This window comes from Novosphingobium sp. (assembly GCF_036803765.1).
Taxonomy (GTDB): domain Bacteria; phylum Pseudomonadota; class Alphaproteobacteria; order Sphingomonadales; family Sphingomonadaceae; genus Novosphingobium.
Genome location: NZ_DAIRTS010000007.1, coordinates 110,999 through 122,951, shown reverse-complemented (window position 1 = coordinate 122,951; position 11,953 = coordinate 110,999). Strand labels below are relative to the sequence as shown.

The window sequence follows — 11,953 nt, the reverse complement described above, 5'->3', positions numbered from 1 at the left end:
CCGCTCCCAAGGCCCTGACCTGATGCCCCGCTACGCCCTCACCCTCGAATTCGACGGCAGCCCGTTCATGGGCCTGCAGCGCCAGGCGCACGGTCCTTCGGTCCAGCAATCGGTCGAGGATGCCGCCGAGTCCATTGTCGGCCACCCGGTCCTCCTCTACGCCGCCGGGCGCACCGATACCGGTGTCCATGCGCGCGCCATGCGGGCACACATCGACGTCGAGCGTGCCTTCGATCCGTTCCGGCTGATGGAAGCACTCAACGCGCGGATCCGTCCCGATCCTATCGCCGTGGTCGATTGCGTGATCGTGCCCGACGACTGGCATGCGCGGTTTTCGTGCCTGGGCCGGGCCTATGAATATCGTATTATCAACCGCCGCGCGCCACTGACGCTCGAGGCCGGGCGCGCCTGGCGCATCGCGCGACCGCTCGATGCCGCCGCCATGCACGAGGCCGCGCAGGAACTGGTCGGCCATCACGACTTCACCACGTTTCGCTCGGTCCATTGCCAGGCTGCCAGCCCGCTCAAGACGCTCGACCGGCTCGACGTGCGTCGCGAGGGCGACACGATCATCATCGAGACCGCGGCACGCAGTTTCCTGCACCACCAGGTGCGATCCATGGTAGGATGCCTCGGCCTCGTCGGGCAGGGACTGTGGAGCCGCGCCGATCTCGTCGCCGCACGCGATGCACGCGATCGCCAGAAGCTGGGACACAATGCGCCGCCCGAGGGTCTGTATTTCGTGAAAGCGATCTACCCCGGAGAATGACATGGCTGACACCCCGACGAACCAAACTTTCCGAGGCTGGCAACTGGTCTCCCGCCTCGATGCCGATGCCCAGCTGACCGTCGAACTGGTCGAGGAGACCATCACCCCGCCGACCGGCACCGAAGTGGTGATCAAGGTCGAGGCCGCGCCGGTCAATCCGTCGGACCTCGCGCTTCTGTTCGGCCCGGCCGACCTCGCCGCCGCCCGGTACGAGCCGCGCCGCCTCGTCGCCCCGATGCCGCAGTCCGCGATGGCCGGCATGGCTGCGCGCGTCGGCGAGGCGATGCCCGTCGGCAACGAGGGCGCCGGGACCGTGATCGCCGCAGGCGAGTCGCCCGAGGCGCAGGCCCTGCTCGGCAAGCGCGTCGCGGCCGTCGCCGGTGGCATGTATGCGCAGTTTCGCAAGACCGACGCGCGCGCCTGCCTGCCGCTGCCCGACGGCACGAGCGCGCGCGATGGGGCCAGCGCCTTCGTCAACCCGATGACCGCGCTGAGCTTCGTCGAGACGATGCGGATGGAAGGGCACAAGGCCATCGTCCACACCGCCGCCGCCTCGAACCTCGGACAGATGCTGGTGCGGATCTGCCAGGCCGACGGCGTGCCGCTGGTCAACGTGGTGCGCAAGCCCGAGCAGGCCCGGATCCTGCGCGACCTTGGCGCCGAACACGTCGTCGACAGCAGCGCCCCCGACTTCGCCGAGGCGCTGCTTGCCGCGGTCAAGGCCACCGGCGCGACGATCGCCTTCGACGCCATCGGCGGCGGCGACCAGCTCGGCCGCATCCTGTCGGCGATGGAACGCGCGGCGAGCGATGGCGCGGCCTACGATCGCTATGGCAGCGACACGTTCAAGCAGGGCTACATCTACGGCGGGCTCGACACCGGCCCGACCACGCTGACGCGCAACTTCGGCTTTGCCTGGAGCATCGGCGGCTGGCTGCTGCGCCCGTTCCTCGGCCGCCTGGGGCAGGACGGCGTGATGCGCCTGCGCCAGCGTGTCGGCGCCGAACTGACCACGACCTTCGCCAGTGCCTACAAGGCCGAGGTCAGCCTCGAGGACCTGCTCACTCCGGCGGCGGCGCAGGCCTGCAATGCCAAGGCGACGGGCGAGAAATACCTGATCGTGCCGCACGGCTGAACGCGAAAGGGGCCGGGATTGCGCCCGGCCCCTTGCATTGCGTGAGTCAGCTTGCCAGCCCGCGCGTCACGCCTTGTGCGCGACGCTCTCGGGCAGGTCCTTGCCGAACACGCGCTGGTAGTATTCCGCCACCAGGACCCGCTCGGCCTCGTCGCACTTGTTGAGGAACGACAGGCGGAAGGCGAAGCCCACGTCGTTGAAGATCTGGCTGTTCTGCGCCCAGCTGATGACCGTACGCGGGCTCATCACGGTGGAGATGTCCCCACCCATGAAGCCCTTGCGCGTCAGGTCGGCCACGCGGACCATGCTCGCGATCACCTGCGGATCGAGGCCCGAGACCTTCTTCGAGACGACCTCGACCTCGGTCTCCGCCGGCAGATAGTTCAGCGCGACGACGAGGTTCCAGCGGTCCATCTGGCCCTGGTTGATCGCCTGCGTGCCGTGATAGAGGCCCGAGGTATCGCCGAGGCCCACGGTGTTTGCCGTGGCGAACAGGCGGAAGAACGGATTGGGGCGAATCACCCGGTTCTGGTCGAGCAGCGTGAGCTTGCCCTCGGTCTCCAGCACGCGCTGGATCACGAACATTACGTCTGGACGGCCGGCGTCGTATTCGTCGAACACTAGCGCGGTCGGGGTCTGCAGCGCCCAGGGCAGCAGGCCTTCGCGGAATTCGGTCACCTGCAAACCGTCGCGCAGCACGATGGCGTCGCGGCCGATCAGGTCGATGCGGCTGATGTGCGCGTCGAGGTTGATGCGCACGCAAGGCCACTTGAGCCGCGCAGCGACCTGCTCGATGTGCGTCGACTTGCCGGTCCCGTGGTAGCCCTGCACCATGACGCGGCGATTGAACGCGAAGCCAGCGAGGATCGCCAGCGTCGTATCGGGGTCGAAGACATAGTTGTCGTCGGTATCGGGCACACGCTCGTCCGCTGCCGAGAAGGCCGGCACGGTCATGTCGATATCGATACCGAACACCTCGCGCACCGAAACGGTGGTGTCGGGCGCGGGCAAGGCGGTGGTGGCGCCGGGCTGGGCCACGAGGCTGGAAGTGTCGCTCATCGTCCATCTGCCTATCCGCGCCGGCGCCGCACCGCAACATGCTTTGGCGCATCGCCGGGCAATGTGCCCGTATTGGCAGGCGATCGGCGGTGATATGCATAGCTGGCGCTTCCCGACTCGGAAACGGACGAGGATCGGGTGATCGCCGCCGGGAGACATGCGATGCGACAAGGCAGCTTCGTCTGGTACGAATTGATGACCGACGCACCCGACGAGGTGCAGGCTTTCTACGAGGGCGTGCTCGGCTGGACGATCGACGGCGCCGCACCGACGAGCGATGAAACACCGATCGACTATCGCCACATCCGCCGGGCGGATGGCGTGGACCAGGGCGGCGTCCTGGTCCTGACGGCCGACATGGTCGAAGGCGGTGCCACACCGGGCTGGGTGCCTTACCTGCTCGTCGACGACGTCGACGCCACCGTGGCGGCGATCGTTGGTGATGGCGGGGAAAGCCTGATGCCGACCGCCTCGATACCCGAAGGCACCTTCGCGATGGTCACCGACCCGGGCGGCGCGCCGTTCTACCTCATGACGCCCGGTGCGCGCGACGACACATCGGCACCGCCCTCGCCGGTCTTCGCGATGAATGTGGTCGGCGCAGCAGCGTGGAACGAACTCGTCACCGACGATGTCGACGGTGCGCTGGGCTTCTACTCGCGCCATTTCGGTTTTTCCGACAGCGGCACGATGCCGATGGGGCCGATGGGGAATTACGTGTTCCTTGCTCATGCCACGCAGGGACCGGTCGGCGCGATGATGCCGCGATTGTCTCCCGACATGCCCGGCGGCTGGCGCATCTACTTTCGCGTCGCGGATATTCACGCCGCGGCGCAGGCCGTCACGGCACTGGGCGGAACGTGCCTGGGCGAAATCAGTCCGGTGCCGGGGGGCGGGCTCATCGTGCACGTCCTCGACCCGGCGGGTGCATTTCTGGGTCTGGTCGGAATGCCTGCTTCGGCCGACTGACCTGACCTGACCCGCCCTGCTCTGGCTGCCGGCCCGACGCGCAGTCTTGCCCGGAAACGGATGCGGTTGCGCCGCGTGCCCCACGCAAGCCGATCTATGGTGGTGCTCGTTTTTGGCCCGGCGCGGGCGAGTGTGGGCGTTCATTGCGTGAACGCCCTGCACAGGCGCGCGCCGCTATCGGGATCGGGGCAATCATGGATAGCGCGCTGCGGGATCCGCCCGCGCGAAACTCTGCAGCGCCGGCCGCGCGTCATCGCGACGGTGGGGCCCGCGCGCAGACCGCATTCCTCGACGAAATGCGCGGGCTCGCGGCGCTGGCGGTGTGCCTCTATCATGTCGGCACGTACACCGGCGCGGCGCAGCTCATGCCCAATGGCTACCTCGCGGTGGACTTCTTCTTCATGCTCAGCGGCTTCGTGCTGGCTGAGGCTTATGGCGATCGGCTCGGTCATGACGCTCCCGCAGATCGGCGGATGGCACTCGGCGACTTCGTCCGCCGCCGCCTCATCCGCATGGCGCCGATCGTGGTCCTGGGCGCCGGGCTCGGCAGCGCCTATCTGATCGCCCGGTGGTTCGTCGCCCCCGATCGCTCCGACAGGCTGGGCGAAGTACTGCTCGGCAGCGCACTCAATCTCGTCCTCGTGCCCAAGGTCTGGGTCGGCGCGGCCACACGGGGAGAGCTGTTCCCCAGCGATGGCCCCTTATGGTCGCTGTTCTTCGAACTGCTTGCCAACTTTGCCTGGGCCGCCAGTCTCGTCCGGCGCTCCACCGCCGCGATTGGTGTCGGCGTCTTCGCTTGTGCGCTCGTGCTTATCGCCGTTGCCGCACGGCACGGGTCGATGAACCTGGGGTGGGAGCTGAAAAGCATCGACGGCGGACTGGCGCGCATCGGCTTCGGATTCGCCATGGGCCTGCTGCTGCACCGCCTGCGTCATCGTCTGCCCGCGATGGGCGCGCGACATGCGGCCCTGGCCGCCGGTGCATTGCTCTTCGCGATGGCGCTCCCGGTGCGGGAGGTGGCATGGACGATGTTCGTCGCCATCGTCCTCATGCCGGCGGTGCTGGCGCTTTCGATCAGCGCAGGTCGCCATCACGCTATCCCCGGCGGGCGCTGGCTGGGGCGCATCTCCTACCCGCTCTACGGCATCCACGTCCCGCTGCTCACCCTTTATGCCGGCGCGACGGAATATCTCGGGCACGGCGAGTCAGGCACGGGCGCCTCGGCCCTGCTTCCATTCGCGATGGTTCCGGCGGCGCTGGTCGTGGCCGCCTGGCTCACCACCGCCTGGGAGGAACCGACGCGGGCCGCGCTCACCCGTCGCTTTGGCAGCGCCACGGTTCGCTGCCGGTCCCGGATTGATGCGGTCGGCGAAACGCGTCCAAATTGAACGCGTCGCTTGCCCTTTTGGGCACGGATAGCGCCAGTTTGAACGGAGAGCCGGATACGCTGCAGTGCAGAATGCCGTAACCTGATCGGGCATGGCGCGTGCGCCACTGCAGCGCAGATTCGCAGTAACCCAGCTGGGCGGTCGAACGGCCGCCTTCGTCCAACGAACCAGAACAGCAAACCAGGTCGCACTAACCTGCTGTGGTGGCCGAGGAACGGTCTCGTTCTTCCCGACCGCTCGATAGCAATCGCATCTTGTGGATCAAAACCCGCCCCACGGCGGACGAGGAGAACGAACATGGCAGTCATCACCGGCTCGGGCGTCATCACCGGCACCAAGAGCAGCGAAATCATCAACGGCAGCAGCGGCGCCGATACCATCTCGGGTGGCAGCGGCCGCGACATCATCTCCGGCGGTGCCGGCAACGACCAGCTTTATGGCGGCGCGGGCAACGACGTCCTTTACGGCGGCGACGGAAACGACGTGCTGAAGGGCGGCGGTGGCAAGGATTCGCTGACCGGCGGCAATGGTGCCGACCAGTTCGTATTCCGCCAGGCCGAGGGGAATGGCGTCGTCAGCTTCACCGGCGGCCACGGAGTCAGCACGGTGGCTCAGTGGCTGACCATCACCGACCTCAATTTCGCCGACCACGATGCCATCCGCATCACCGGCTTCGATTCGACGCTGGGCGCGCTCGGGTTCGGCGTGAAGGGAACCGGGTCCTATTTCATCGATTCGCAGGACGACGTGAACCGCCTGGCCGCCTATCTCAAGGCGAACCCTTCGGCCGGCAGCTACTTCGTCAACAAGTCCGGCTTCGACGGCACGACCTTCATTCTCAATGACGGACTGGGCCACCAGCAGGCGCTCACGCTCAATCACATCATCGCCGACGATACCGTGTCGATCTGACCAAACGCGCAGACAAACGGGGCCGGGAGGCGACCACGCCTGCCCGGTCGTTCTGCGCAAAACCCGCTTGCGCAGTCTGGCCCTGCCCTCGCGTCCCCGAGGGTGGGGCCTTTTTGATGGCCAGACCGCCCTTCGCCGCGCTATCACGGCTGCGCAGCGGGGCTCCGCGCCCGCCACAGCATCCTCCCACGAAAGGACCGATAGCATGAGCGTGTTCGATGGTATTCTGGGCCAGGTGAGCAGCGCGGTCGACGTCAAGAACATGGCGGCCAAGCTCGGCATCGATCCCGCGCAGGCCGAAACCGCGATCGCGGCGCTGGCGGCAGGCCACCAAGCAAAGGGCGACACGATCGAGACCGCCGCTGCCAATTCAGGGCTGGACGCCGGCCTCCTTCAGCAGATCGTCGGCCACATCGGTGGCGAAGGCGCGCTGGGCCAGTTCGCCTCGATGCTCGGCGAGCATCCCGATGCGCTGGGCCAGGTCACCCGCTTCCTCGACAAGGACGGCGACGGCAACCCGCTAAACGACATCGCCGGCATCGCCAAGGGCCTGTTCGGCTGAACGGTCATGATGGATACCGTCCTGTCCCTGCTGGTGCTCGCCACCGTGGCGCTGATCGCCGGCGCGATCTTCCTGTGGCGGCGTGGTGAGCGCAAGCGGCCGGCGATGATGCTCGGCATGGCCGTGCTCATCGTTGCCGACCTCGCGGTGTGGCTGACGCCGGTGGCGAACGGCCCCTCGATGATCGAGGTCGCGCACGAAAGCGCCGGACAGGCGGGATAACGCGGCCAGCATTCCGGCCACGCAGCCCGCCGCCCCTTCAAATCGCCGCCGCGATGCCGTAAGGGGCGCGGCTTATGCCCGCACAGACTCCCCCCCGGACGTTTCACGTCAAGAGCTTCGGCTGCCAGATGAACGTCTATGACGGCGAGCGGATGGCCGAGTTGCTCACCGCCGAAGGTATGACCGTCGCCGCCGAGCGCGACGATGCCGACCTCGTCGTGCTCAACACCTGCCACATCCGCGAGAAGGCGACCGAAAAGGTCTATTCCGACATCGGTCGCCTGCGCCGTGCGGATGGCAGCGCACCACTGATCGCGGTCGCCGGCTGCGTCGCCCAGGCCGAGGGCGAAGAGATCATGGCCCGCGCCCCGAGCGTGAAGGTCGTCGTTGGGCCGCAAGCCTATCACCGCCTGCCCGCGATGGTCGCCGATGCCGCCGCCGGGCGCCGCGGCACCGAGACCGACATGCCGGCGGAGGCGAAGTTCGCCGCGCTGCCCAAGCGTCGCCGCTCGGGGCCGAGCGCGTTCCTGACGGTGCAGGAAGGGTGCGACAAGTTCTGCACCTACTGCGTCGTGCCCTATACCCGCGGCGCCGAAATCTCGCGCCCCTATGCCGACCTCGTCGAGGAGGCCAAGCTGCTGATCGCTGGCGGCGCGCGCGAGATCACGCTGCTGGGGCAGAACGTCAACGCCTGGCACGGCGAGGATGACAAGGGCCGCACGATCGGCCTCGACGGGCTGATCCGCACGCTGGCCGCCGATCCGGACCTGGCGCGGATCCGCTACACCACCAGCCATCCCAACGACATGAGCGACGGCTTGATCGCCGCGCATGGCGAGATCGACAAGCTGATGCCGTTCCTGCACTTGCCGGTCCAGGCAGGCAACGACCGCGTGCTCAAGGCGATGAACCGCAGCCACACGGTGGACAGCTATATGGCGATCCTCGATCGCGTGCGCGCCGCGCGGCCCGACATTGCGCTTTCGGGCGATTTCATCGTCGGTTTCCCGGGCGAGACCGAAGCCGAATTCCAGGATACGCTCGATCTGGTTGCGCACGTGCGCCACGCGCAGGCGTTCAGCTTCAAGTACTCGCCGCGACCCGGCACGCCGGCCGCGACGATGGCCGACCAGGTGCCCGCCGCCGTGATGGACGAGCGCCTGCAACGCCTCCAGGCCGCACTGGTGCGTGACGCCACCGCGTTCAATGCGGCGTCGGTGGGCAAGCGGTGCGAGGTGCTGGTGGAGCGGCGCGGTCGCCATGAAGGCCAGTGGCTGGGCAAGTCGCCGTGGCTGCAGTCGGTGCACTTCACCGGAGACGTCGGCATCGGCGACATCGTGACCGTCGATCTGGTCGAGGCAGGCCCGAACTCGCTCGCCGGGCAACTGGTCCAGAAATCCGCCTGACCGATGCTCCCCCTCCTCTTCTGAGGAGGGGGTCGGGGGGTGGTGGCGGCCATGCACGGCCTTGGCGGATAACAATTTTTAAGGGAAATGGATGCGTGGGAGGCGGGGTCGTGCCCTGTCTCCACCACCCCCAACCCCCTCCTCGGAAGAGGAGGGGGTTTCAGGTAGCGCCTTAGATCAGGCGAGCATGCGGACTTGCGGCTCGCGATCAGGGTAGCGCATGGCGGCGGCCTTCACGAAGTTCGCGCTCAGCGGAACGACGCCGTCGTCTTCCATGACATTGGCGTTGTCGAGCAGGACGCCGGCATCCTCGGTGGCGCCGATCGCCTTGAGGTGCCCGAAGGCGTCCGCGACGAACTGGACCGCGGCGCTGTCCTTGGCGAGCATCTGTGCACCGTCGGCCGAAAGTACCAGCGCAACCGCGTCGAACAGCACCGAGGGGCTGCCCGCCAGCTGGCCATCGGCCTTGAGCGGACCGGTCGTGGTCTCGATCCCACCCACCTTGGGCGCCACCAGGAACGGCGTGCCGCCGGCCTTGATGATCGCCTTCTTGAGGTCGGCGATCGCCTTGCCGTCAGACCCGTCGGCAAACAGGATCGCGACCTTGCGGCCCGTCAGCACCGGCTCCATCTGCTGCTGGATCGACAGCGCGGGCGACGCCGCCATATCGATCGGCTCCCGTGCGGCAGGCGCCGCCTCGGGCAGGTCCATGGCAAGACCCGCCGCGACGCGCGATGCCAGATCCTCGTTCACGTTGCGCAAGCGCGACAGGACGCGCAGGCGCACATGCTCAAGCGCCACCTTCGACAGCTCGAACACGAAGGCCGAGGCGATGTGCGCCTGCTCCGACGCCGTCTGCGACACCCAGAACAGGCGGGCCTGGCTGAAGTGGTCGGCAAACAGTTCGGGGCGCAGCCGCACGTTGGCGTCGGCATCGTTGGGCTGGATGTTGCGCGGCAGGGTGCTGAAACCGGTTGCCGGGCATTCACGCGGACCACCCTGCTCACCAGCCTCACCCAGCGAATTCGGCTCGTAGTTGGCGCGGCCCTTGGGCACCATCATCTGCATCTGCCCGTCGCGCTGGAAGTTGTGCATCGGGCATTTGGGCGCGTTGATGGGCAGCTGGTGGAAGTTGGCGGTGCCAAGGCGCGACTTCTGCGTGTCGAGGTACGAGAACAGGCGGCCCTGCAGCAGCGGATCGGCGCTGAAGTCGATCCCCGGTACGATGTTGGCGGGGCAGAACGCGACCTGCTCGGTCTCGGCGAAGAAGTTGTCGGGGTTGCGGTTGAGCGTCATGCGACCGATGATCTCGACCGGCACGACCTCCTCGGGGATCAGCTTGGTTGAGTCGAGGACGTCGTAGGGCTGTTCCATCGCCCATTCCTCGTCGAAGACCTGGACGCCGAGATCCCACGCGGGGAAATCGCCGGCATCGATCGCCTCGAACAGGTCGCGACGATGATAGTCGGGATCGGCACCGGCGATCTTGACCGCCTCGTCCCACAGCGTCGACTGCATGCCGAGCACGGGCTTCCAGTGGAACTTGACCAGCTTGCTCGCGCCCTCGGCATTGACGAAGCGGAAGGTGTGAATGCCGAAACCTTCCATCATGCGCAGCGAGCGCGGGATGGTGCGGTCGGACATTGCCCACATGATCATGTGCATGGTCTCGGGCATCAGGCCGACGAAATCCCAGAACGTGTCGTGCGCGCTGGCCGCCTGCGGATAGCCTTTGTCGGCCTCCATCTTCACGGCGTGGATCAGGTCGGGGAACTTGATCGCATCCTGGATGAAGAACACCGGGATGTTGTTGCCGACGAGGTCCCAATTGCCCTCTTCGGTGTAGAACTTGACCGCGAACCCGCGCACGTCGCGCGGGGTATCGACACTGCCGGCACCGCCGGCGACCGTCGAGAAACGCACGAAGACCGGCGTTTCCTTGCCTTCCTCGGCGAACAGCCCGGCCTTGGTCAGTTCGGGGATCGCGCGCGTGACCTGGAACACGCCGTGGGCGGCGGAGCCGCGGGCGTGTACGATGCGCTCGGGGATGCGCTCGTGGTCGAAGTGGAAGATCTTCTCGCGCAGCACGAAGTCTTCGAGCAGCACGGGGCCGCGCGAACCGGCCTTGAGGCTGTTCTGGTTGTCGCTGATGCGGATGCCCTGGTTGGTGGTCAGGTGGGCATCGGCGCTGCCGTGATTGCCATCTTCGGGCACGTGCTGGTGGGTTTCACCACCGGCACCCTCGTCGGTCACGAAGACGCCGTTTGCGGCATGCGGCATCTCGGCAGGTGTCTTCGTGGGCTTGGCAGGCTTGGCGGCTTTTGCCATCGGGCAGCTCCTGGTCGGTAGGGGGGAAAGCTCCCCCCTCCGACGTTCGGCGCGCCACTGCGTTCCCTTCGCTGCGAACAATCCGTCGTGCCGATCCGGCAGGCTGGCCAGATCGTTCGGCGTTGGCCGTTCCCGGGGCCGTTCCCGGCCGCCGTCGTCAGCCCTGCGGAGCGTCCCCGAGACGAGCCTCGAGAGCGGCGAGACGGGCCTTGAGCGTCTCTACTTCCTCGCGCGCCGTCGCGGCCATGTCCTTGACCGCGTCGAATTCCTCGCGGCTGACGAAATCAAAGCCGCCGAACACTTCGCGGGCCTTTTCGCGTGCGGTTTCGCCAGCTTCGCGGCCTAGGCCGGCCAGGGTCCCTGCGGCGCTGTTGAGCACCTTGACGAAATCGGCGATCATCGGGTTTTCGGTCTGCATGGCGGCCCATCCTGGCTAAGCGGTGATGCCGGCCTACATGGTGCGCCGCCGCGACAACCGCAAGCGCCCCGTGCACAATGGCCGTGGATGGCGGATCTCTATCGAGCGCCGGGATTAGGTCGCAACTTAGATCGCGACGCGCACCGTCTGCGCCGGGGCAAAGGCGCCGTCGGCATCGGGGTTGGCCTGCATGAACTGGTAATTGAGGACGGCGGCAAAGCAGACCCAGGCCAGATAGGGCAGCAGCAACGCCCCGGCCACGGTGCGCACGCGCCAGAACAGCCAGATGGTGAGCGCGACCAGCGGGATCAGCACGAGGATGATCACCTGTGCGGCGACGATCCGATGAAAGGCGAAGAACACCGGGCTCCACGCGAGATTGACGCAGAGCTGCACCGCGAAGGCAAGCACCGCAACGCCGCGCCCCGGTGCGCCACGCGCGGCCAGCACCATCGCCAGCGCCAGGCCCATCATGACGTAGAGAATGCCCCAGACTATGCCGAACACCGCCGGCGGCGGGAATATCGCCGGCTTCACCAGCGCCGCGAACCAGGGGTTGTCGGGCCCGCTCCCGGCACTGCGCCCGGACAGGAAGCCCAGCGCAACGACGAGGGGGATGGTGAACAGGGCCCAGCGGATCAGGCTGGCACGCAATTGGGCGGGGGATGCAAGGTAACGCATGGTCGGTCGACGTCTGCCTCAAGCGAAGGATCGGGCATCCAGTATGCCGGTATGGCCAGAATGCCGGGTATTGCAAGTGTCGCGCCGCTAGGCAAATGGCGAGC

General features: G+C 67.1%; 12 protein-coding genes. 8 read left to right on the top strand and 4 right to left on the bottom strand.

What is annotated here, in order from left to right:
• The first annotated feature begins 22 nt into the window (after positions 1 to 22).
• The gene (gene truA / locus V7Q48_RS06720) at positions 23 to 769 is read left to right on the top strand and encodes a tRNA pseudouridine(38-40) synthase TruA (RefSeq protein ID WP_333837042.1); all 747 of its coding nucleotides are present in this window, start codon (positions 23 to 25) and stop codon (positions 767 to 769) included.
• Position 770: 1 nt separating this feature from the next.
• Positions 771 to 1,904: a zinc-binding dehydrogenase gene (locus V7Q48_RS06715; protein WP_333837040.1), complete on the top strand. Its 1,134-nt coding sequence runs from the start codon at positions 771 to 773 to the stop codon at positions 1,902 to 1,904.
• 66 nt (positions 1,905 to 1,970) lie between these two features.
• On the opposite strand, the gene cobS is transcribed toward V7Q48_RS06715, so the two are convergent.
• The gene (cobS, locus tag V7Q48_RS06710) at positions 1,971 to 2,963 is read right to left on the bottom strand and encodes a cobaltochelatase subunit CobS (protein ID WP_333837038.1); all 993 of its coding nucleotides are present in this window, start codon (positions 2,961 to 2,963) and stop codon (positions 1,971 to 1,973) included.
• 162 nt (positions 2,964 to 3,125) lie between these two features.
• On the opposite strand from cobS, the gene V7Q48_RS06705 reads away from it, so the two are divergent.
• The 6 genes from V7Q48_RS06705 to miaB all read left to right on the top strand — a co-directional run bounded on the left by V7Q48_RS06705 (position 3,126) and on the right by miaB (position 8,422).
• A complete protein-coding gene (locus tag V7Q48_RS06705) occupies positions 3,126 to 3,932 on the top strand; it encodes a VOC family protein (protein WP_333837036.1) in 807 nt (268 codons plus the stop codon).
• A 194-nt stretch (positions 3,933 to 4,126) separates the two neighbouring features.
• On the top strand, positions 4,127 to 5,320 hold the full coding sequence (locus V7Q48_RS06700) for an acyltransferase family protein (protein ID WP_333837034.1): 1,194 nt from the start codon (positions 4,127 to 4,129) through the stop codon (positions 5,318 to 5,320).
• A gap of 297 nt (positions 5,321 to 5,617) precedes the next feature.
• Positions 5,618 to 6,232: a calcium-binding protein gene (locus V7Q48_RS06695; protein WP_333837032.1), complete on the top strand. Its 615-nt coding sequence runs from the start codon at positions 5,618 to 5,620 to the stop codon at positions 6,230 to 6,232.
• Positions 6,233 to 6,437: 205 nt separating this feature from the next.
• On the top strand, positions 6,438 to 6,794 hold the full coding sequence (locus V7Q48_RS06690) for a hypothetical protein (RefSeq protein ID WP_333837030.1): 357 nt from the start codon (positions 6,438 to 6,440) through the stop codon (positions 6,792 to 6,794).
• 6 nt (positions 6,795 to 6,800) lie between these two features.
• On the top strand, positions 6,801 to 7,016 hold the full coding sequence (locus tag V7Q48_RS06685) for a hypothetical protein (RefSeq protein ID WP_333837029.1): 216 nt from the start codon (positions 6,801 to 6,803) through the stop codon (positions 7,014 to 7,016).
• Between the two features lie 74 nt (positions 7,017 to 7,090).
• Positions 7,091 to 8,422, top strand: a complete 1,332-nt coding sequence (gene miaB / locus V7Q48_RS06680; RefSeq protein WP_333837027.1) for a tRNA (N6-isopentenyl adenosine(37)-C2)-methylthiotransferase MiaB — start codon at positions 7,091 to 7,093, stop codon at positions 8,420 to 8,422.
• A 177-nt stretch (positions 8,423 to 8,599) separates the two neighbouring features.
• Here the strand turns inward: miaB and V7Q48_RS06675 are convergent, their stop codons facing one another.
• From V7Q48_RS06675 to V7Q48_RS06665, 3 genes are all read right to left on the bottom strand, one after another.
• A complete protein-coding gene (locus V7Q48_RS06675; RefSeq protein WP_442947101.1) occupies positions 8,600 to 10,750 on the bottom strand; it encodes a catalase in 2,151 nt (716 codons plus the stop codon).
• A 157-nt stretch (positions 10,751 to 10,907) separates the two neighbouring features.
• The gene (locus tag V7Q48_RS06670; RefSeq protein WP_333837026.1) at positions 10,908 to 11,168 is read right to left on the bottom strand and encodes an accessory factor UbiK family protein; all 261 of its coding nucleotides are present in this window, start codon (positions 11,166 to 11,168) and stop codon (positions 10,908 to 10,910) included.
• Between the two features lie 126 nt (positions 11,169 to 11,294).
• Positions 11,295 to 11,849 carry a TspO/MBR family protein gene (locus V7Q48_RS06665; protein ID WP_333837024.1) on the bottom strand — a complete coding sequence of 185 codons (555 nt, stop codon included), beginning with the start codon at positions 11,847 to 11,849 and terminating at the stop codon, positions 11,295 to 11,297.
• Between the last annotated feature and the right edge of the window lie 104 nt (positions 11,850 to 11,953).